At 65.7% G+C, this 21369-nt stretch carries 20 protein-coding genes; 8 read left to right on the forward strand and 12 right to left on the reverse strand.

The window, feature by feature from the left end; genetic code table 11:
- Positions 1–6: 6 nt before the first annotated feature.
- The 3 genes from rsmG to mnmE all read right to left on the reverse strand — a co-directional run bounded on the left by rsmG (position 7) and on the right by mnmE (position 4256).
- Complete coding sequence (gene rsmG / locus ACSLUQ_RS16735; protein WP_417771372.1) at positions 7–696, reverse strand: 16S rRNA (guanine(527)-N(7))-methyltransferase RsmG; 690 nt, start codon at positions 694–696, stop codon at positions 7–9.
- Positions 693–2642: a tRNA uridine-5-carboxymethylaminomethyl(34) synthesis enzyme MnmG gene (gene mnmG, locus ACSLUQ_RS16740; RefSeq protein ID WP_461809172.1), complete on the reverse strand. Its 1950-nt coding sequence runs from the start codon at positions 2640–2642 to the stop codon at positions 693–695. Before mnmG ends, rsmG begins: the two co-directional genes overlap by 4 nt.
- Positions 2643–2924: 282 nt before the next feature.
- Positions 2925–4256 carry a tRNA uridine-5-carboxymethylaminomethyl(34) synthesis GTPase MnmE gene (gene mnmE, locus ACSLUQ_RS16745; RefSeq protein WP_461809173.1) on the reverse strand — a complete coding sequence of 444 codons (1332 nt, stop codon included), beginning with the start codon at positions 4254–4256 and terminating at the stop codon, positions 2925–2927.
- Between the two features lie 150 nt (positions 4257–4406).
- Between mnmE and ACSLUQ_RS16750 the strand changes: the two genes are divergently transcribed.
- Positions 4407–6461 (forward strand): thioredoxin domain-containing protein, encoded by a 2055-nt coding sequence (locus ACSLUQ_RS16750; protein ID WP_461809174.1) that lies wholly within the window; start codon positions 4407–4409, stop codon positions 6459–6461.
- Between the two features lie 11 nt (positions 6462–6472).
- Here the strand turns inward: ACSLUQ_RS16750 and ACSLUQ_RS16755 are convergent, their stop codons facing one another.
- From ACSLUQ_RS16755 to hemE, 4 genes are all read right to left on the reverse strand, one after another.
- The gene (locus tag ACSLUQ_RS16755; protein ID WP_461809175.1) at positions 6473–7036 is read right to left on the reverse strand and encodes a GNAT family N-acetyltransferase; all 564 of its coding nucleotides are present in this window, start codon (positions 7034–7036) and stop codon (positions 6473–6475) included.
- Between the two features lie 199 nt (positions 7037–7235).
- Entirely contained in the window at positions 7236–8501 is a 1266-nt protein-coding gene (rho, locus tag ACSLUQ_RS16760; protein WP_417771367.1) for a transcription termination factor Rho, read from the reverse strand.
- A gap of 310 nt (positions 8502–8811) precedes the next feature.
- Positions 8812–9237, reverse strand: a complete 426-nt coding sequence (gene hemJ, locus ACSLUQ_RS16765; protein WP_417771366.1) for a protoporphyrinogen oxidase HemJ — start codon at positions 9235–9237, stop codon at positions 8812–8814.
- A 4-nt stretch (positions 9238–9241) separates the two neighbouring features.
- Positions 9242–10288 (reverse strand): uroporphyrinogen decarboxylase, encoded by a 1047-nt coding sequence (gene hemE, locus ACSLUQ_RS16770; protein WP_417771365.1) that lies wholly within the window; start codon positions 10286–10288, stop codon positions 9242–9244.
- 462 nt (positions 10289–10750) lie between these two features.
- On the opposite strand from hemE, the gene ACSLUQ_RS16775 reads away from it, so the two are divergent.
- The 5 genes from ACSLUQ_RS16775 (at position 10751) to dnaQ (ending at position 14553) form a co-directional block, all read left to right on the forward strand.
- Entirely contained in the window at positions 10751–11569 is an 819-nt protein-coding gene (locus ACSLUQ_RS16775; protein ID WP_417771708.1) for a pyruvate, water dikinase regulatory protein, read from the forward strand.
- A 54-nt stretch (positions 11570–11623) separates the two neighbouring features.
- Entirely contained in the window at positions 11624–12220 is a 597-nt protein-coding gene (locus ACSLUQ_RS16780) for a Maf-like protein (protein WP_417771364.1), read from the forward strand.
- On the forward strand, positions 12217–13056 hold the full coding sequence (locus tag ACSLUQ_RS16785) for a shikimate dehydrogenase (protein ID WP_417771363.1): 840 nt from the start codon (positions 12217–12219) through the stop codon (positions 13054–13056). The genes ACSLUQ_RS16780 and ACSLUQ_RS16785 overlap by 4 nt, the downstream gene beginning before the upstream one ends.
- Complete coding sequence (coaE, locus tag ACSLUQ_RS16790; RefSeq protein ID WP_417771362.1) at positions 13053–13640, forward strand: dephospho-CoA kinase; 588 nt, start codon at positions 13053–13055, stop codon at positions 13638–13640. Before ACSLUQ_RS16785 ends, coaE begins: the two co-directional genes overlap by 4 nt.
- 193 nt (positions 13641–13833) lie before the next feature.
- Positions 13834–14553, forward strand: a complete 720-nt coding sequence (gene dnaQ, locus ACSLUQ_RS16795) for a DNA polymerase III subunit epsilon (RefSeq protein ID WP_417771361.1) — start codon at positions 13834–13836, stop codon at positions 14551–14553.
- An 88-nt stretch (positions 14554–14641) separates the two neighbouring features.
- On the opposite strand, the gene ACSLUQ_RS16800 is transcribed toward dnaQ, so the two are convergent.
- On the reverse strand, positions 14642–15628 hold the full coding sequence (locus ACSLUQ_RS16800) for a 2-hydroxyacid dehydrogenase (RefSeq protein ID WP_417771360.1): 987 nt from the start codon (positions 15626–15628) through the stop codon (positions 14642–14644).
- Positions 15629–15944: 316 nt separating this feature from the next.
- On the opposite strand from ACSLUQ_RS16800, the gene ACSLUQ_RS16805 reads away from it, so the two are divergent.
- The gene (locus tag ACSLUQ_RS16805; RefSeq protein ID WP_417771359.1) at positions 15945–16511 is read left to right on the forward strand and encodes an SH3 domain-containing protein; all 567 of its coding nucleotides are present in this window, start codon (positions 15945–15947) and stop codon (positions 16509–16511) included.
- A 107-nt stretch (positions 16512–16618) separates the two neighbouring features.
- On the opposite strand, the gene fabI is transcribed toward ACSLUQ_RS16805, so the two are convergent.
- The 3 genes from fabI to fabA all read right to left on the reverse strand — a co-directional run bounded on the left by fabI (position 16619) and on the right by fabA (position 19495).
- Entirely contained in the window at positions 16619–17446 is an 828-nt protein-coding gene (gene fabI, locus ACSLUQ_RS16810) for an enoyl-ACP reductase FabI (RefSeq protein WP_417771358.1), read from the reverse strand.
- A 70-nt stretch (positions 17447–17516) separates the two neighbouring features.
- Positions 17517–18734: a beta-ketoacyl-ACP synthase I gene (fabB, locus tag ACSLUQ_RS16815; protein WP_417771357.1), complete on the reverse strand. Its 1218-nt coding sequence runs from the start codon at positions 18732–18734 to the stop codon at positions 17517–17519.
- A 251-nt stretch (positions 18735–18985) separates the two neighbouring features.
- A complete protein-coding gene (gene fabA / locus ACSLUQ_RS16820) occupies positions 18986–19495 on the reverse strand; it encodes a 3-hydroxyacyl-[acyl-carrier-protein] dehydratase FabA (protein ID WP_417771707.1) in 510 nt (169 codons plus the stop codon).
- 547 nt (positions 19496–20042) lie between these two features.
- Here fabA and irrA point away from each other — a divergent pair.
- Entirely contained in the window at positions 20043–20462 is a 420-nt protein-coding gene (gene irrA / locus ACSLUQ_RS16825) for an iron response transcriptional regulator IrrA (protein WP_417771356.1), read from the forward strand.
- A 99-nt stretch (positions 20463–20561) separates the two neighbouring features.
- Here irrA and nth read toward each other — a convergent pair whose 3' ends face one another.
- Positions 20562–21359, reverse strand: coding sequence for an endonuclease III (gene nth / locus ACSLUQ_RS16830; protein ID WP_461809176.1), 798 nt, complete (start codon positions 21357–21359; stop codon positions 20562–20564).
- Between the last annotated feature and the right edge of the window lie 10 nt (positions 21360–21369).

The raw sequence follows: 21369 nt of genomic DNA on the forward strand, positions 1-21369 counted from the left end.
CCGGATCTAGCCTTTCCCTGTCGCACGACGGGGCCGGATCCGCGCAAGCGTCAGGATCCGGCTGTCGGGATCGATGAGACTTTCTCTTTCTACCAGATCGAAATCCCATTGGTGAGACGCTTGCGCGACCTCCTCGCGGAAATTTCTTCCCTTGTGGAAAATGGAAAGGGCGCCCGTCGCCGAAAACGGTTCGGCGTAGGCGCAAAGTTGCGAAAGATCGGCGAGCGCGCGCGCCGAGACCGCCGTCACCGGGCCGGCATCGCCAGGCTCCGCAACAAGCCGTGCACCGACCTTCTCCACCCGATCCGCGTGAACGCTCGCCGGACAGCCGGTCTCCCGGATCACCGCCCGGAGGAAGGCGACCTTGCGCTGGTTGCTCTCAATGAGATGCACATGCCCCCCTCCCCGCTCCATCATCACAATCGCGGTGACAAGACCGGGGAAGCCGGCGCCGCTGCCAAAATCGGCCCACACGCGGGCATCCGGCGCGCAATCCGCGACCTGCAGACTGTCGGCCACATGGCGCAGCCACACCTCGGACAGCGTCGACGGCGCGACGAGATTCTGCGCCTTCTGCCAGTGCAGCAGCAAATTCACATAAAGCGTCAAGCGCTCGACTGTTTCACGTGAAACGGAGAACCGTCCGTGAAGCACTTCCGGGCCATCCGTGGGGCTGAGAACCGCCGGTCTGCTCATGCCGCGTTCTCCCCGCCAGCCGCCTGGGCCGCGCGTCCCTCGACCGGTCGCGCGCTCTTTTTCACATAGGACAGCAGCAGCGTCAGCGCCGCCGGTGTCACCCCGTCGATACGCCCGGCCTGTCCGAGGGTCTCCGGACGCACCGTCTCCAGCTTCTGGCGCGCCTCGTTCGAAAGCCCTCTCACAAGCTGGTAGTCGAGATCGGCGGGAAGCCTCAGGGCCTCGTCGCGGCGCAGCGCCTCGACGTCGGCCGACTGGCGCTTCAGATAGACCGCATAGAGCGCATCGATCGCCACCTGTTGCGCACAGGCCGGATCGAGCGCCGCGATTTCCTCCGGCCACAACCGCGCAAGCGCGGCAAGGTCGATGTCTGGATAGGAAAGGAGATCATAGGCCGAGCGCCGAACGCCGTCCTGATTGATATGCAGGCCGGCGCGGCGTCCGTCCTCGGGCGTCGCCGTCAGGCCATGCAGCCGTTCGGTGATGTCGGTGAGCATCCGCTGTTTGGCGCCAAAGGCCTCGCGCCGCCGCGCGCCAACGCAGCCAAGCGCGGTGCCGAGCGGTGTCAGACGCTGGTCTGCATTGTCCGCGCGAAGCGACAGCCGATACTCGGCGCGCGAGGTGAACATGCGATAGGGCTCCGAAACGCCGCAGGTGACGAGATCATCGATCATCACGCCGAGATAGGCCTGGTCCCGGCCGAAGACCGCCGGCGCCGATCCGCCGACCTTGAGCGCCGCGTTGAGCCCGGCGACAAGCCCCTGGGCCGCGGCCTCCTCGTAGCCGGTCGTGCCGTTGATCTGCCCGGCAAGGTAGAGCCCCGGCAGGCGGCGCGTCTCCAGCGTCCGCGACAGCTCGCGCGGATCGACATGATCATATTCGATGGCATAGCCGATGCGCCGCACCTCGACATGTTCCAGCCCAGGGATGCTGCGCAGAAACGCCATCTGCACGTCCTGCGGAAGCGAGGTGGAAATGCCGTTCGGATAGACGGTGTCGTCGTCCAGGCCCTCGGGCTCCAGGAAAATCTGGTGCCCGTCCCGGTCGCCGAAGCGGACCACCTTGTCCTCGATCGAAGGGCAGTAGCGCGGCCCCTGACCGGTGATATTGCCGGAATACATCGCCGAGCGATGCAGGTTCTCGCGGATGATCGCGTGCGTCTCGGCCGTCGTGCGGGTGATGTGGCAGGAGATCTGCGGCGTCGTGATTGCATCCGTCAGCGCGGAAAATGGTTCCGGGTCCGAATCGCCCTTCTGCTCGTCCAGCCCACTCCAGTCGATGGTGCGGCCGTCGAGCCGCGCCGGCGTGCCGGTCTTGAGCCGGCCGAGCTGGAAGCCATGAGCAAGCAGCGACTCCGCCAGCCGCACCGCCGGCGCCTCGTCGGCCCGTCCTGCGGCAATGCGCTCGTCGCCGATATGGATGACGCCACGCAGGAAGGTGCCTGTCGTCAGCACCACGGCAGGCGCGGCAAGCTCCCGCCCGTCGGCAAGCCTGAGACCCGAGACCGCGCCACCGGAGACGAGCAGCTCCGCCGCCTCCCCCTCGACGACCTCAAGTCCGGCCGTGTCCAGGATCGCCGCCTGCATGGCGGCACGGTAGAGCTTGCGGTCGGCCTGGGCGCGCGGTCCGCGCACCGCGGGTCCCTTGCGCCGGTTGAGCAAGCGAAACTGAATGCCGGCGATATCCGCGACCCGCCCCATCAGACCGTCGAGCGCATCCACCTCACGCACAAGGTGGCCCTTGCCAAGCCCACCGATCGCCGGATTGCATGACATCACGCCGACGGTGTCGAACCGGTGGGTAACCAGCGCCGTGCGCGCACCCGTCCGCGCGGCCGCCGCGGCCGCCTCGCAGCCGGCGTGCCCGCCGCCGATCACCACCACGTCGAAACGCGCGCCGCCCGCTGTCGGGACCTTCGGTCCGCGCGTTGATCCCGTCTCCGTCATTCCGTCGATCTCGTCCAGATGCTCAAGCCCTCGAGCCCGCCCGCGCCGGGCGTCCCGCGTAATCTGCGTGTCTTACACCATCCCGCCGGTGAAGACGACGACCATCCTAGACCGGAACGCATCCGAGTCGGTCGCCCCATTTCCGCGAACAGGCAGAATGCCGGAAGGCTCGGGACCGGCAAAGCGCGCAAGATCCGGCCTTTGCGTCTGTCATTACGGAGGAGTCTTCATATCGGTATGGAATCGATCCCGGGATTCCGCTGTTTCACGTGAAACGACCGTTTACTTGCCGATACAAAACTCGCCGAAAATCACGTCCAGCAGATCTTCGACGCCGAAACGGCCGGCAATCCTGCCAAGTGCCTCGCCCGCCAACCTCAGGTCTTCCGCCCTCAGTTCGAGCGGACGCGAGCTGTGGAGAGCCGCTTCGAGCGCCGCCACGGCGGTGTGCAGATGCACCTTGTGGCGCTCGCGGGTTGCTACCGCCTCGCCGATGCGCCCCATGCGGTCCTCCGCGAACCGGGCAAGATCGGCAATCAGCGCGTCGACCCCTGACCCTGTGCGCACCGAGATCCGGTGCCGTGGAGCACCGCCGGCATCGCTTGCCTCCGCCAGATCGGCCTTTGACGCGATCCGCCACAGCTCGGCGGCAAGATCCTCCGGCGGGCTCTCCGATGCGGTCGCCCCGTCTGTGTCCCCGGCCACCAGCCACAACGCGAGGTCGGCCGAGGCCGCCCGCGCCAGCGCCCGACGGATGCCCTCGCGCTCGACCGCCCCACCCGCCTCGCGCAGGCCGGCGGTGTCGACCAGCGTCAGCGGATAGCCTCCGAGATCGAGATGCACCTCGATAACATCGCGGGTCGTGCCCGCCTCCTCGGCGACGATGGCGACATCCCGCCGCGCCAGCGCGTTGAGCAGGCTCGACTTGCCAGCGTTCGGCTTTCCGAGCAGCACCACCTGCAGCCCGTCGCGGATGCGCTCAGCGCCCTTTGAGCGGTCGAGGTGTTCACCGATGTCCCGCGCCAGCCGGGCCACATCCGCCCACATGCCCGCCGAAACATCGTCGGGCACATCCTCCTCGTCGGCGAAATCGAACTCCGCCTCGATCAACGCCCGCGCCCGTACGATCCGTGATCGCCAGCCGTCATAGAGCGCGCCAAGCGCGCCCCCGGCCTGGGCCAGTGCCATGCGCTGCTGCGCCTGCGTGTCGGCGGCGATCAGGTCGGCCAGTCCCTCCACCTCGAGAAGGTCGAGCCGGTCGTTGTCGAAGGCGCGCCGGGTGAACTCGCCGGGCTCCGCCGGCCGGCAGCCGTCGATGGCCGCCAGCGCCTCGAGCACCGAGGCGACAACCGCGCGCCCGCCATGGCAGTGGATCTCGGCGACATCCTCGCCGGTGAAGCTCGCGGGGCCGGGAAGCCACAGCACCAGCGCCATGTCGAGAAGCGTGCCCGAGTGCGGATGACGCACCCGTCGCATCGTCGCGCGACGCGGCGCCGGCAGTCCCCCACACATCGTTTCGAGAACGAATCCGCTTTTCGGGCCGGAGACCCGGACAACGGCGACGCCGGCGGGAAGTGCACCGCTCGACAGGGCATGAATGGTGTCGTCGCTCACCGTTGCGTCTCCGAATCGAGGCGGGCGCCAAGGGCGGGCACCCTCGCCCGTGCGACAATGCAGCCCTTTGCCTTGTGTTCGTCGGTCACTGCCTTAACTCTCTCCATAGGGACCCGCGCCGGGACCGTCATCTCATAGCCGGGAACAGACATGACCGACAACCGCCTCGCAGGGGCCACCAGCCCCTATCTTCTTCAGCACAAGGACAATCCCGTTGCCTGGCGGCAATGGGGGCCGGAGGCGCTTGCCGAGGCGCGCGAGGCCGGCAAGCCGATCCTCCTGTCGGTCGGCTACGCCGCCTGCCACTGGTGCCACGTCATGGCCCACGAGAGCTTCGAGGACGACGAGGTCGCCGCCGTGATGAACGAGCTGTTCGTCAGCATCAAGGTCGACCGGGAGGAACGCCCGGACATCGACCAGATCTACATGAGCGCGCTGCATGCGCTTGGCGAACAGGGCGGCTGGCCGCTCACCATGTTCCTGACCAGTGACGCCGAGCCGTTCTGGGGCGGCACCTATTTTCCCAAGACCGCGCGCTGGGGCCGTCCCGGCTTCATCGACGTGCTGCACGCGGTGGCCACGGCCTACAGGTCGGATCGGGAGCGAATCGAGCAGAACCGCGCCGGGCTGATGGCCCGCCTGCGGCAGATGCCCCGCGACATCGGCGCCAGGAACGCCATCGTCTCCGGGGCGATCGTCGCCGCCGCCGGCTCGCGCCTCGGCTCCCTGCTCGACCCGGTACACGGCGGCCTTCGCGGTGCCCCGAAGTTTCCGCAAGCACCCGTTATGGAGCTTCTGTGGCGGGCTGGCCTGCGCAGCGACCTGGGTCTGCGCGATGAAGTACTCAAAGCCCTGCGAGAGATGAGCAACGGCGGCATCTACGATCACCTCGGCGGCGGCCTGTCCCGCTACTCGGTCGATGAACGCTGGCTCGTCCCCCACTTCGAGAAGATGCTCTACGACAACGCCCAGTACATGCGCCATCTGTCACTGGCCATCGCCGCCGCGACCGACGCGGAGACCGTGGGTTTGTTCCGCAGGCGACTCGATGAAACCGTCGCCTGGCTTCTGCGCGACATGCGCAACGGCGACGCCTTCGCTTCGAGCCTTGATGCCGACAGCGAGGGCGTCGAGGGCAAATACTATGTCTGGCAGGCGGATGAGGTGGTCGACATTCTCGGCCCCGACGATGCCACCCTCTTCAACCGCACCTACGATATTTCCAACGGCGGCAACTTCGAGGGCGCCAACATCCCCAACCGCCTGGCCGGCGACGACGACATCATCGGCGATGTTTCCGAGGAAGATCTGAAGGTCTGGCGCGACCGCCTGCTCGCGGTCCGCTCCGAACGGGTCCCTCCGGAACGTGACGACAAGGTTCTGGCGGACTGGAACGGCCACATGATATCGGCTCTCGCGGAGGCTGCCCTGCTTGTTTCACGTGAATCGTGGCGCGACGTCGCCGTCGATGCCTGGCACTTCATCGAGCGTGAGATGGACGGCAGCCAGGGCCTTGCGCATGCCTGGCGGGACGCCCGCGCCACACGTCCGGCCTTCGCGACCGACCACGCGGCGCTGATGCGTGCCGCCCTCTCGCTTGCCGAAACCGCGAAGGACAGCGAGGAGGCGGAGGCCTGGGTGTCTCGCGCCATGGACCATGCGGAACGTCTTGAGGCCGGCTATGCGCATGAAAACGGTGGCTACTGCCTGACTTCGTCCGCAGCCTCGGACGTGATCGTGCGACCCTACTCCCCGCTTGACGAGGCGGTGCCGAACGCCAACGCTGTTGCCGCCGAGGCGCTGCTTCGGCTCTGGACGATCAGCGGCAGGCCGATATTCCGCAGCCGCGCGGAAGCCACTTTCAATGCCTTCGCAGGCGAAATCGCGGAAAATGTCTTTGGCACCGCGGGTCTGCTCTCAGCCCTCGACACCCGCGACAACGCGGTGCTGGCGCTTATCGTGACTGCGGATGGGCGCCGCTCGACGACATTCGACGCCGCGCTCCGCGGTCTCGCCGATCCGGCCCTGGTAACCTTCCTCGCCCGGGACGGCGCCGACTATCCGGCAGAAGACCCTCGCCATGGCAAGATCGCCCAGGCCGGTCGGCCGACCCTCTATCTGTGTCGCGAAGGCGCTTGCGCCGCCCCCCTGACCGATCCTTCCGCCATTGCCGAGGCTCTCGCCGGCCTTCGCTCCCGCGACTGAGGTTGCAAGCCCTAAGTGGCAGGGCGCGCCAGCCGGTAGAGCACATGGCGTGACAGGCGATGATCCGGCGACAGCAGCGGATGGGCGAAGTCGCCGTGTTCGTCGCGTGTCATTGCGATGCGACGCATCACGGCCTGGGACGGCAGATTGCCTTCGGCGGTGAACGCCACGATCTCATCGAGCCCAAGGGTTTCGAAGCCGAATCGAAGCCAGGCCTGGGCTGCCTCGGTGGCGATGCCACGCCCCCAGGCATCGCGGACCAGGCGCCAGCCGATCTCCATCGTCCCTTCTGCGCCGGGCACCACATAGCCCGGCCGGTTCAATCCGACAAAACCCAGAAATCGCCCGGTCGCCTTCTCCTCCACCGGCTGAAAAGTAATATCCCCCGCCGCCTGCTTCTCCATCAGCCGCGCGAAGAACGTGTCGTTCTGGCTCGGCGACAGCGGCTCGGGGAAATGACGCATCACGTGCGGATCGGCGTTCATCGCGGCCAGATCGGAGCGGTCGGCTTCACGCCAGGGTCGAAGCACCAGCCGCTGCGTGGCAAGGATGGTCCCGTTGTCATCTGCTTGCATTGGCATTCTCCTGCGGGCCTGCGCCGGATCTGTTTCAGACCCGAATCCATATGATTCACGTGAAACAGTCTCACACCCGTTCCGGTACCGAATCCACCCTTGACGCAAAACACCCGCACCGGAGGACCGATGCGGGTGTTTCACGTGAATCCCGATACCTGCCGGCGCGCCCCAGGCGCGTCGGAGCCAACAGGAATTATCAGGTGTTCATGCTGTCGAAGAAATCGTCGTTGGACTTGGTCTGGCGCAGCTTGTCGAGCAGGAACTCGATCGCGTCCACGGTGCCCATCGGATTGAGGATGCGGCGAAGGACAAAGGTCTTCTTGAGCTTGACCGGATCGACCAGCAGCTCTTCCTTACGGGTACCGGAGCGCTGGATGTCGATGGCCGGGAACACGCGCTTGTCGGAGATCTTGCGGTCGAGGATGATCTCGGAATTGCCCGTGCCCTTGAACTCCTCGAAGATCACTTCGTCCATGCGGCTGCCGGTATCGATCAGCGCGGTCGCGATGATCGTCAGCGAGCCGCCCTCCTCGATGTTACGCGCCGCGCCGAAGAAGCGCTTCGGGCGCTGCAGGGCGTTGGCGTCGACACCACCGGTCAGCACCTTGCCCGAGGACGGCACGACAGTGTTGTAGGCGCGGCCGAGACGGGTGATGGAATCGAGAAGAATGACAACGTCGCGGCCGTGTTCGACCAGGCGCTTGGCCTTTTCGATGACCATCTCCGCGACCTGTACGTGACGCACCGCCGGCTCGTCGAAGGTCGAGGAGACGACCTCGCCATTCACCGTACGCTGCATGTCCGTGACTTCTTCCGGACGCTCATCGATCAGCAGGACGATCAGGTAGCACTCGGGATGATTGGTTGTGATGGCCTTGGCGATGTTCTGCAGGAACACCGTCTTGCCGGTGCGCGGCGGCGCGGTGATCAGGGCGCGCTGGCCTTTGCCGAGCGGCGCAACGAGATCGATGATGCGCGACGAGTAGTCTTTCGTCGGCTGGCCTTCGACTTCCATCTTGAACCGGTCGTCCGGATAGAGCGGCGTCAGATTGTCGAAGTGGACCTTGTGGCGGGCGTTTTCCGGGTCCTCGAAATTGATCTTGTTGACCTTGAGAAGGGCGAAATAGCGCTCGCCTTCTTTCGGGCTTCGGATCTCGCCCTCGACCGTATCGCCGGTGCGCAGGGAAAACCGGCGGATCTGCGACGGTGAAATATAGATGTCGTCCGGGCCGGGGAGATAGTTTGCGTCCGGGGAGCGAAGGAACCCGAACCCGTCTTGCAGAACCTCAACGACGCCCTCGCCGATGATGTCGATATCCTGCGCAGCGAGCTGCTTGAGGATCGCGAACATGAGCTCTTGCTTGCGCATCGTGCTCGCGTTTTCGACCTCATGCTCCTCGGCGAAGGCAAGGAGCTCGGTCGGCGTTTTGATCTTGAGATCGGAGAGTTTCATTTCCCGCATGGGCAAGGGACGGTCTTCTGCTAGAGGGATGATATTTTGCGTCGATCCTGCCAGACGTGCCGCCTGGCATGGGAATCGAAGGAAAGAAGGGATTTTCTGCGGGTCGCGAACCGGACAGGCCAGTGTCCGGTCTGGAGACGACCGGTTCCGTGAATTGGAACCTGAAACCATGCCCACAGGATTGAGGTTGGGCGAACCTACATTCTTCGTGCGCCTCGAGCAAGCGCGTTTTCGCGCCTCCGGCAAAGAACGTATAACAAAATTCGAAAGGAAAGGCGACAGGGAACGCTGCGTCACCTGGCCTTTCCGATCAGAACGGCTTGAGTACCACCAGAAGGACGATGCCGATCATCAGAACCGTCGGGATTTCGTTGACGATGCGATAGTGTCGGTCGGACTTCGTATTGGCATCCTTGGCGAAAGTCTTGACGCATTTCGACAGATAGCCGTGCAGGCCGCTCATCAGCAGCACGAGCGCAAGCTTTGCGTGGAACCAGCCGTCGCGAAACACGTCCGCCTCGATCGCCACCCACAGACCGAAGATCCAGGTCGCGATCATCGCCGGGTTCATGATCGCCTTGAGCAGGCGACGCTCCATCACCTTGAAGATCTCGCTCCGCTCGCTGCCGGCGGGAACCTGCGCGTGGTAGACGAAAAGCCGTGGCAGATAGAACATCGCCGCCATCCAGGCGATGACCGACATGATGTGGAAGGCCTTCAGCCAGAGATAGAGCATCGCCTTATCCCCTCGGATCCGGAGCGGAGCGCACCAGTTCGATCATGCGGCCGACCTCTTCCGGGTCCGCCTCGGGGGTAACGCCATGCCCAAGGTTGAAGACCAGCGGTCCGTCGCCCAGAGTTTCCAGCACCCGCGCCACGCCTTCCGTCAGCGCCTCGCCGCCGGCGACCAGCCGCATGGGATCGAGATTGCCCTGTACCGGCACGATCTCCTGGATCTCGCGGGCAAGCGCGCCCGGCACCGTCCAGTCGAGGCCAACAGCATCAACGCCGGTCCCTTCGATGAAGCGTTTGATCCGTGCCGCGGATGCCTTCGGAAAGCCGATGATCTTTGCGTCCGGAACCTGTGCCCGAACCCCCTCGACGATGGCCCTCGTGGGCGCCACGGACCAGCGCTCGAAACCGGCATCGTCGAGGACGCCAGCCCAGGTGTCGAAGATCTGCACCGCGTCGGCCCCCGCCTGGAGCTGGCGCACCAGATAGCGGATCGAGGCCGTGACCAGTTCGTCGATGAACGACTGCATCAGCGCAGGATCGCGATAGGCGCCGATCCGGGCGGCGGTCTGGTCCTGGGTGGTATGCCCGGCGACCGAATAGCAGGCGACCGTCCACGGGGCACCGCAGAAGCCCAGGAGCGTGGTTTCCTCAGGGAGCTCGGCGCGCAGGCGCCGCACGGTCTCGATGACCGGATCGAGATGGCCCTCGGCGCGGGTCTGGTCGAGCGCCTCGACAAGGCTCGCCTTCAACGGCTCGAGAACCGGACCGCGACCTTCCTCGAAGCGAACCGGGTATCCTAGCGCGTCCGGGACGACGAAAATATCAGAGAACAGGATCGCCGCGTCGAAGCCATAGCGCCGGATGGGCTGAAGGGTGACCTCCACCGCGAGATCCGTGTCGTAGCAGAACTCCAGAAAATTAACCTTACTTAAACGTGTACGGCGGTACTCAGGGAGATACCGGCCCGCCTGACGCATCATCCAGACGGGAGGGGGCCAGAGCCGTTCTCCGGCAAGAACCCGCATCACGCGCCGCGAACTGGTTTCCGTCACGAAGACCCCCATAAAAATAGAAAGAAGAATCCTTGAATAGGATTCTGTTGTTTTTGTTAGTCGGTGATGATCCGGGATTACCGGTTCTCGACACCCGTCCACATGACTCATTCGCATCGCGCTTGTCGAGCCGGTGCGGTTGACGGCAAAACCGACTGAAGTCTTGATAACACGAAAATGTTCGCAGCTTCAATCGCTTGTCGGATCGTTAACGCTTTGTTAACTTTTAAGGCGGAGTGGCAAAACCTGGGGACGGGGAAGGAACAATCGGGTTGTCCACCTTTCACGGATCGTTTTCGGATCCGTCTCGCGCGCTGCTGTGGGCTGTTGATTGTTTCGAGACATCGGGCATGCTTTTCGGCGGCCCTCTCCAAAAGGCCCGATTTATGAGTCTTTTGAACACGTTGGCTGCGAGGCGGGGATAACAGCTTGGGAAAAGGTCGTAACTTCTTCCACCTGCACATGGTTTCGGACTCCACCGGCGAGACGCTGATGACCGTCGCCCGTGCCGCCGCCGCCCAGTATGAGGACGTGCAGGCCATCGAACATGTCTATCCGCTGGTACGCACGTCCCGGCAGCTAGACGACGTGCTGGCCGAAATCGAGCATGCGCCGGGCATCGTGCTCTACACGCTTGTCGACCCGGAACTGGCCGAGCGGCTGGAACGGGCCGGCCGGGCCCATGGCGTGCCCTGCGTCAACATCCTCTCGCCCGTCTTTTCCGTTTTCCAGTCCTATCTCAACGTGCGGGTGACAGGCCGCATCGGCGGCCAGCATGCGCTCGACGCGGAGTATTTCGACCGCATCGAGGCGCTGAACTTCACCATGCTGCATGACGACGGCCAGATCCCCGAGGATCTCGACGAGGCCGATGTGGTGCTTCTCGGCGTCAGCCGCACGTCGAAGACGCCAACCTGCATCTATCTCGCCAACCGGGGCATCAAGGCCGCGAACATCCCCATCGTTCCCGACATTCCGCTGCCGCCGCAGATCAACCATGTGCGCCGGGCGATGGTCGTTGCCGTGATTGCCTCGGTCGAGCGCATCCAGCAGGTCCGGCAGAACCGCATCCTGTCGCTCAACGCGGCCAGCTTTGGCAACGAGAGCTATGTCGACCGCCGCTCGATCGCCCGCGAGATTGCCATCACCCGCAAGCTCTGCGCCGAGCGCGGCTGGCCGGTGATCGATGTCACCCGTCGGTCCATCGAGGAGACGGCGGCGGAGATCATGAGCCTCTATCGCGCCCACAAGAGCGCGCTGGCCAAGGCTTTCTCCGCCTGATATCGCCTTTGGCGACACGGATTTCGTGACCAGAAGACCATGCCGGGAGACCTCATGACCGATCTTGTGCTCGCAAGCGGCAGCCGCATCCGCGCCGAACTCCTGACCAATGCGGGATTGTCCTTTGCCGTCGATCCCGCGCAGGTGGACGAACGTGCCGCCGAAGCCCCGCTGCTCGCGAGCGGGTCGTCGGCCGAGGACATCGCCAGCGTTCTCGCCGAGGTGAAGGCCCAGGACGTCAGCGCCCGCCATCCGGGCGCGCTTGTCATCGGCGCCGACCAGGTGCTCGAGTTCGATGGTGAGCGTCTGGTCAAGCCGGAGGACATGGAAGCCGCCCGCCGCCAGCTCCTCGCCATGTCGGGCAGGACCCATGCGCTCCACTCCGCCGCGGCGGTGGTGCGCGATGGGGAAACCCTGTGGACGCATGTTGGAACGGTACGCCTCAAGATGCGGAAATTCGGGCCGGAATTTGTCGGGCGCTATCTGGCGCGTGTTGGCGAGACGGCGTTGACAAGTGTCGGCGCCTATCAGCTCGAGGGGCCCGGCATCCAGCTCTTCGAGGCGATCGACGGCGACTATTTCACCGTTCTCGGCCTGCCCCTTCTGCCCGTGCTCGACGAACTTCGCCGGCTTGGAGCCATTGAGGCATGACGCGCCGCGTCGCCATCACCGGATCGCCGGTCGCCCATTCGCGCTCGCCGGTCATTCACCGCCACTGGCTGGCCGCCCATGATATCGATGGCACCTACGACAGGCTGGAGGTTGCCCCGGAAACGGCCGCGGATTTCTACCGCGATTTCGCCGCAAGCGGTCTCGTCGGCTGCAATGTCACCGTTCCCAACAAGGAAGCGGCGGCGGCGTCCTGCGACGAGCTCGACGATGCGGCGCGGGCCATGGGCGCGGTCAACACCATCTGGCTCGACGCCGAAGGCCGTGTCATGGGGGCCAACACCGATGGCCTCGGCTTCCTCGGCAATCTCGACCAGATCGTCCCGGGCTGGGATGGCGAGGTCGCGCACGCCACCGTGCTCGGCGCCGGCGGCGCTGCCCGCGCGGTGATCTGGGCGTTGCTCTCGCGTGGTGTGAAAACTGTGGCCATCGTCAACCGAACTCGCGACAAGGCCAGTGCCCTGGCCGAGCGTTTCGGAGCCGACTCCATCGCCATGGGATGGGATCAGCTTGGGGAGATCCTGGGGAAGACGGATCTCCTCGTGAACACCACCTCGCTTGGCATGCACGGCCAGCCGCCGCTGCAGATCGACCTCTCCCCGCTGTCGAAAACCGCGATCGTCAACGACATCGTCTATGTGCCGCTGGAGACGCCGCTGCTCGCGGCCGCCAGGGCGCGGGGCAATCGCGTGGTCGATGGCCTCGGCATGCTGCTGCATCAGGCGGTGCCCGGCTTCGAGCGCTGGTTCGGCGTCCGTCCGCGGGTGACGGAGGATCTTCGCGCCGCTCTTCTCGCCGATCTCGGGATGTCGGAATGATCGTCCTCGGCCTCACCGGGTCGATCGGCATGGGCAAGTCGACGACGGCCGGGATGTTCGCCGACGCGGGCGCCGCCGTCTATGACGCCGACGCCGCCGTCCACGCGCTCTACCGGGGCGAGGCGGTGCCGCTGGTCGAGGACGCCTTTCCCGGCACGACAAGCGGGGGAGCCGTCGACCGCAAGCGTCTCGGCCGGCTGGTGATCGGCGACGCCGACGCGATGAAGCGGCTGGAGGCCATCGTCCATCCGCTTGTCCACGCGCGCGAACGGGCGTTTCTGGACGATGCGCGCGCCACCGGTGCCCGTGTCGCCGTTCTCGATATTCCGCTGCTGTTCGAGACCGGGGCGCAGGGGCGCGTCGGTCCGCGCGTCGTTGTCACCGCCAGTCCCGAGGTCCAGCGCGCCCGCGTGCTGGCGCGTCCCGGCATGGACGAGGCGACCTTCGAGGCGATCCTCGCCAAGCAGATGCCCGATGCCGAAAAGCGCCGCCGTGCCCATTTCCTTGTGGATACCGGCCAGGGGATCGACCACGCCGGCCGCGCGGTTGCCTCAATTCTGCGCGCCGTTGCAGCCCTTGGCTGAGCTGCGGGGCATGTGTGAAGACGGTGGAAAACACGTCTCACAAATCCTGGACGGATTGTTGAGAACGGATGTGTTCTTGTCCGTGCGAGACAGGTCCCGGAGACTTGCCTAAGACAGGTGCCGGAACGCGCGCCCCGAGCCGGGTCCCCGGCCCGCCATCCCGCAACACATCATCCGCACAGGCTTCCCCGACATGCGCCGCGAAATCGCCTTCGACACCGAGACCACCGGCCTTGATCCGCGAAACGGCGACCGGCTGGTGGAAATCGGCGGGGTCGAGCTTGTCAACCACGTGCCGACCGGGCGCACCTATCACGTCTACCTGAACCCCGAGCGGGACATGCCGATCGAGGCGTTCAACGTGCACGGCCTGTCCGAGGAGTTCCTGTCGGACAAGCCGAAGTTCGCCGAGGTGGCGGAGGAGTTCCTCGAGTTCGTCGGCGACGGTCTGCTGGTCATCCACAACGCCAGCTTCGACATGGGCTTCATCAACATGGAGCTTGCCCGCATCGGCCGCGGTCCCATCCCGAACGAACAGGTGCTCGACACGCTCGCCATCGCCCGGCGCAAGCATCCAGGCTCCCCGGCCTCGCTCGATGCGCTCTGCTCGCGCTATGGCATCGACAATTCGCGACGCACCCGGCACGGCGCGCTTCTCGACAGCGAGATCCTCGCCGAGGTCTATATCGAGCTGATCGGCGGCAAGCAGGCCGGCCTGTCCTTCGCCTCGGCCGAGGAGGAGGAGCAGAGCCTGCGCGACGCCGGCGGCCTGGGTGCCACCCGCAAGCCCGCCCGCCAGCGCCCGGTGCCGCTGCCCTCCCGCCTCGACGAGGCGGCCCTTGCCCGTCACCGCGCGTTTGTCGCCGGCATGGGCGACAACGCCCTGTGGCGGGCCTACGACGGCGAGACCTGAGCGCGCGCCGCTCGATTTCCTGGCGGAAACGAAAAACGCCCCGGTCTCGGCCGGGGCGTTTTCATGAAAGTAGGGAGGCGGCGGTGCCTCACAGCATCGACGGCAGCACCCGGTCGGGCGGACGGTGGCCGTCCATGAAGGTCTTGATGTTGATGATCACCTTCTCGCCCATGTCGACGCGACCCTCGACGGTGGCCGATCCCATGTGCGGCAGCAGCACCACCTTGTCGGAGGCGACGAGCTTCGGGTTGACCGCCGGCTCGTGTTCGAACACGTCGAGCCCGGCGCCGGCCAGATGGCCACTTTCGAGCTGACGGATCAGGGCCGCCTCGTCGATCACCTCGCCGCGCGCGGTGTTGACCAGATAGGCATTGGGCTTCATCAGCTTCAGCCGGCGTGCGGAGAGCAGGTGATAGGTCGCCGGCGTGTGCGGGCAGTGCACCGAGACGACGTCCATGCGGGCGAGCATCTGGTCGAGGCTTTCCCAGTAGGTCGCCTCGAGCTCCTCCTCCACCGCGTCCGGAACGCGGCGGCGGTTGTGATAATGGATCGACATGCCAAAGGCCTTGGCCCGGCGCGCCACCGCGCGGCCGATGCGGCCCATGCCGATGATGCCGAGCCGCTTGCCCCAGATCCGGTGACCGAGCATCCAGGTCGGGGACCAGCCGGTCCACGCGCCCTGCTCCAGCACCTTGATGCCTTCCGACATGCGCCGCGGCACGCTGAGGATCAGCGCCATGGTCATGTCGGCGGTGTCCTCGGTCAGGACCCCCGGCGTGTTGGTGACGGTGATGCCGCGGTTGTTGGCGGTGATGACGTCGATGTTGTCGACGCCATTGCCGAAGTTCGCGATCAGCTTGAGGTTGGGCCCCGCCTGGGAAAGAACGGCGGAATCGATACGGTCGGTGACGGTCGGCACCACCACATCGGCGGTCTTCACTGCCTCGACGAGTTCCGCCTGGCTCAGCGGATGGTCGGTCTCGTTCAATCGTGTCTCGAAAAGTTCGCGCATGCGCGTTTCGACGACATCCGGCAGTTTCCGGGTCACGACGACCAGCGGCTTCTTCTTCGGCATGCTCCTCGCCTTCCGCACTCTATTGAGGGCTCGTTAACCCTGCCTGATCCAAACTGCGTCGTCTCCTGATCCCGACGATGCAACAGACCCGTCCTCATTACCAGATGACCGGGTCAAAACAAGGGATCGGCTTCGATTGATTCCGCCCGCACCCCTCCCGGATGCCGGGGGGGATCGGCGAAACTGCCTTGAAATCGCGCGATTCGCGCGGTCAGGGTGGCGACACGTTCCCGACGAAAGTGCAAGGCTGGATGCGCGCCCTCCCCGCGCGGGTCCGCCCGCCGATTGCCCGGCGAAGAAGAAGGATTGTCCAGAGATGTTGCGTCGTCCCTCAGGCAGAAACGGTGTCCAGGCGTTCGCGACCCCGGTTCTCGCCGTGACGCTCGCCCTGGCGCTTGCCATCCTCGCCTGCTGGCCCGCGCGCGAGGCCGCGGCGCAGGCCACCACCACCGGCCCGAGCGGCTTCCCGGTGCCCCGCTTCGTCAGTCTCAAATCGGACCGCGTCAACGTGCGCGTCGGCCCGAGCCGCGAGCACCGCATCGGCTGGACCTTCGTGCGCTCCGGTCTTCCGGTGGAGATCGTCCAGGAGTTCGAGAACTGGCGTCGCATCCGCGACTGGGAGGGCGACGAGGGATGGGTGTTCCATTCGCTGCTGACCGGCCGGCGCACGGCGCTGGTCACCCCCTGGGAGCAGACGGGGGTGACGCCCCTGCGCGCCGATCCGCGTTCGGACGCCGGCGTTGTCGCCGAGCTTGAGCCCAATGTGCTTGCCAATGTCGAAAGCTGCGCGAAAGGCTGGTGCAGCATTTCCGGCCGTGGCTTTTCCGGCTGGGTTGACCAGACGCGGCTCTTCGGCGTCTACCCGGACGAAACCTTCAACTGAACCCGTCTCGCCGGATCGCTCCGGCGGGTGTCAAACGCAAACGGCCCCGCGGGCTTGCGCCGGCGGGGCCGTGGAAACGTTCGCGCGTGTCGCGAGCGGTTGCCCGTTCAGGCTTCCTCGCTCTCGAGAGCCTGGGCTTCCTGCGTCTTCAGTGCGCCGAGGCGCGGCATCGACACGGTGTTGTAGCCGCTGTCGACGAAATGAACCTCGCCGGTGACGCCGGATGACAGGTCGGACAGCAGGTAGAGCGCCGAGCCGCCGACCTCGTCGATGGTGACGGTGCGGCCAAGCGGCGAATGCTGCTTCTGGTAGTTGAACATCACCCGCGCGTCGGACACGCCGGAGCCGGCGAGCGTGCGCACGGGGCCGGCGGAGACGGCGTTGACGCGCACGTTCTTCTCGCCGAAGTCCATCGCCAGGTAGCGCACGGAGGATTCAAGCGCCGCCTTGGCCACGCCCATGACGTTGTAGTTCGGCATCACCCGGTTCGATCCGCCGTAGGTCAGCGTCACCATCGACCCGCCATCGGTCATCAGCGCCGCCGCCCGCTTGGCGATTTCCGTGAAGGAGAAGCAGGAAATCACCATGGTACGCACGAAATTCTCGCGCGTCGTGTCGGCATAGCGGCCGCGCAGTTCCGACTTGTCGGAAAAGGCGATGGCATGGACGAGGAAATCGATGGAGCCCCACTCTTCGCGCAGCGTATCGAAGACGCTGTCGACCGTGGAGACGTCCTCGACGTCGCACGGCAGCAGTAGCTTCGCGCCGACGCTTTCGGCGAGCGGCTTCACACGGCGTCCGAATGCTTCGCCCTGATAGGTGAAGGCAAGTTCCGCGCCGTGCTCGGCGAGCGTGCGTGCGATGCCCCATGCGATGGAGTGATCGTTCGCGACGCCCATGACGAGACCGCGTTTGCCCTTCATAAGCCCGCTCATTCCCTACTCCTGCAAGAGAACCGGCCGGCGGGTGCAAGACCCGCGCACGCCGGTGGTATCGTGTTGTCCGTCAGGCGCCGTATCGGCGAAGCACAACGGTTGCGTTGGTGCCGCCAAAGCCGAAGCCGTTGGACATGATCGTGGTGAGGCCGGCGTTGTCGATGCGTTCGCGCACGATCGGCACGTCCTCGAAGACGGGATCGAGTTCTTCGATATGCGCCGAGGCGGCGATGAAATCGCCCTGCATCATCAGCAGCGAATAGATCGCCTCATGCACGCCGGCCGCGCCGAGGGAATGACCGGACAGGGACTTGGTCGCGGAGATGCGCGGCATGTTCTTGCCGAACACCGTGCGCATCGCCTCGACTTCGCGCTCGTCGCCGACCGGGGTCGAGGTCGCATGCGGATTGACGTAGTCGATCGGGTCCTTGACGTCCTGCAGCGCCAGCTTCATGCAGCGCGCCGAACCCTCGCCCGAGGGAGCGACCATGTCGTATCCGTCCGACGTCGCGCCATAGCCGACGACCTCGGCGTAGATCTTCGCGCCGCGCGCCTTAGCGTGCTCCAGCTCCTCGAGCACGACGATGCCGCCGCCACCGGCGATGACGAAGCCGTCGCGGTTCTTGTCGAAGGCGCGCGAGGCGTTGAAGGCGGTGTCATTGTACTTGCTCGACATGGCGCCCATGGCGTCGAACAGGTTCGACAGCGTCCAGTCGAGATCCTCGCCGCCGCCGGCGAAGACCACGTCCTGCTTGCCCCACTGGATCAGCTCGGCCGCGTTGCCGATGCAGATGTTGGTGGTCGCGCAGGCCGCGGAGATCGAATAGTTGACGCCGTGGATCTTGAACGGCGTGGCGAGCGTCGCGGAATTGGTCGAGCTCATCGCCTTGGGGACGGCCGTCGGGCCGATGCGGCGCGGGCCCTTCTCGCGGGTGATATCGGCGGCCTCGACGATGGTGCGGGTGGACGGACCGCCCGAACCGACGATGATGCCGGTGCGCTCGTTCGAGACCTCGTTGTCCTCAAGGCCCGCGTCGGCGATTGCCTGCTGCATCGACATATAGGCCCAGGCCGAGCCCGGACCCATGAAGCGCGTGGTGCGGCGGTCGAGCGCCTCGAAGGGGTCGACGGTCGGCGCGCCATGGACGTGGCATCGGAAGCCCAGCCGAACGTAGTCTTCCGCGGGGACGATACCCGACTTGCCTTCGCGAAGGCTCGCCGTGACTTCCTGGGTGTTGCCGCCAAGCGACGACACGATCCCCATCCCGGTAATAACCACCCGCCTCATTGCGGTCTCCCGTATCTTCCGGCCGTGCGCGCTGCGTGCGGCCCTCGAAATCTGCCTTGTCTGGATCGCTCACGCCAAGCGGGGCGTGAGGACATGCGCGCGTACCGCGCCGCGGCCGCCAGTGTCCGGTCCGCCGGGCTTGCGACCCGCATCTGCGCGTCGTCTCCCGAACAACCAGATAGGCGGCATGGCGGCGCGGATCAATCGTCCGTCTTGCGGCGATGCAGCAAGTAACGTCCGGCGCTGCGTAATCAGGCGGTGCGGAAAAGCCCGACGCGCAGATCGGTCGCCTGGTAGATCTTTTCGCCGTCCGCCTTCAGCCAGCCGTCGGCGATGCCGAGCACCAGCCGTCCGCGCCGCAGCTTCTTGATGTCGACGCCGTATTCGACCAGCTTGACGTCCGGCGTCACCATCTTGGAAAACTTGATCTCGCCGGTCGACAGGGCGCGGCCCTTGCCCGGCTCGCCGAGCCAGCCGAGGAAGAAGCCGGTCATCTGCCACAGGGCGTCGAGACCGAGGCAGCCCGGCATCACCGGGTCGCCCTGGAAATGGCAGGGAAAGAACCACAGGTCCGACTTGATATCGAGTTCGGCGCGGACATGGCCGAGGCCGTGCTCGCCACCGTCTTCCGAGATCTCGGTGATCCGGTCGAACATGAGCATCGGCGGCAGCGGCAGCTGCGCGTTGCCGGCGCCGAAAAGCTCGCCGCGTCCACAGGTCAGCAGGTCTTCGTAGGAATAGCTCGATTGCCGCACGTTGATCCAATCCCGCATGTTCGTGTTGCTCCGGTTCGCTCTCCGCCAGTGCCTGACAGATGACGCCGAAGTCTGTTGCCGACGCGCTTACTAACATAGGGTCCCGCGCTCCGAAAGCCCGTGGGACCCCGCCGGGGCGGCGAAAATTGCCGCAAGCGGCTCCGGGCGGGGTGAGCGCCGGCGGCCCCGTGCTCCCCGTTCCGGGGCCGGGGAAATCCGCACTTCGCGGGGCAAATGCTTTCGTGTACTGTGAAACACGACTGGCGGCGCGGGAAGGCCTCCCCATATCAGGGGAAGGAACGGCCTTGTCGACGGGCGGCGGGGATCTCCCTGGGGAGGTGCCATTTGACCGCCGGGAAGCGTGCGCTCCGCCTGCCCTTGCGCAAGCAAGGCGGTTCGTGGCAGAAAACCGCCATCGGCGGGGTTTCGAACGCCGCGCCCGGCCCATCCGCGGTTTCGCGGGATGTGGCGGCGGAGACGAACAATCGGTGCGGTGGCGACGACAGGGGGTCGCGGCCATCGCGGGAACGACGGCGAAAGGCGGCAAGGCGACGTGAAGGAACGGCAGGAACAGCGCAGGGTTCAGGACATGTTGCGGATCGCGGGGCTTCGCCCGACGCGGCAACGGGTCGCGCTTGCCGAAATTCTCTATTCGCGCGGCAACCGTCATGTCTCCGCCGAGCTTTTGCACGAGGAGGCGGAGGCCGCCAACGTCCCGGTGTCTCTTGCCACCGTCTACAACACGCTGCACCAGTTCACCGAGGCGGGCCTGCTGCGCGAGGTCGCGGTCGAGGGCACCAAGACCTATTTCGACACCAACACCGACGACCACCACCACTTCTTCATCGAGGGAGAGAACAAGGTGGTCGATATCCCCGGCTCCGGCGTCAGCATGGCGAAGCTGCCCGAGGCGCCCGAGGGCATGGAAATCGTCCGCGTCGACGTGGTTGTGCGCCTGCGTCGCAAGGACTGACGCACGGCGGTCGCCCGTCACGCAGCCGCCGACGTTTCTCCCAAAAAACGACATTTCTTCGAAAATCTGTGTCGCGAATTGCCGGAAACGCCCGGGTTTTCAGCGCGCGAGCGCTTTCTGCTCGTCGCGTCGGGTGTTCTCCGGGCTCTTGCACAAATCCCAGATGAGGCACTTCTCGCACTCCGGCCGGCGCGCCTTGCAGATGTAGCGGCCATGCAGGATGAGCCAGTGGTGGGCGTGCCTGAGAAACTCCGGCGGCACGATCTTCTCCAGCGCCAGTTCGACGGCCAGCGGTGTTTTCCCGGGCGCGAGGCCGATGCGGTTTCCCAGCCGGAAGAGGTGGGTGTCGACGGCGATCGTCGGCTGGCCGAAGGCGATGTTCAACACCACATTCGCGGTCTTGCGGCCGACGCCCGGCAGCGTCTCCAGCGCCTCGCGATCCTGCGGGACGGCGCCGTCGAAGCGTTCGATCAGGATCTGCGACAGGGCAATGACGTTCTTCGCCTTGTTGCGGTAGAGGCCGATGGTCTTGATCGCCTCGCGCAGTCGCTCCTCGCCGAGCGCGACCATCTTTTCCGGGGTGTCGACCTCGGCGAAAAGCGGTCGCGTCGCCTTGTTGACACCAACGTCCGTCGCCTGCGCGGACAGCGCCACGGCGACGAGCAGCGTGTAGGGATTGGTGTGGAACAACTCGCCCTGCGGCTCGGGGTTTGCGGCGCGGAAGCGGGCAAAGATCGCGTGGATCTCGTCCTTGCTGTAGCGCGGTGCGCCGCGCGGCCGTGCCGCGGCCGGGCTCTTCGCAGCCGCCTTTCGAGCGGGCGCGGCGGTGGCCGATGCACGTTTTTTCGGCGCTACCGCCCGGCGGGTTTTGCCGGTTTCCGTCTGGTTCTCGCTCATCGTCCCTCTA

It is taken from the genome of Stappia sp. ICDLI1TA098 (genome assembly GCF_054880955.1).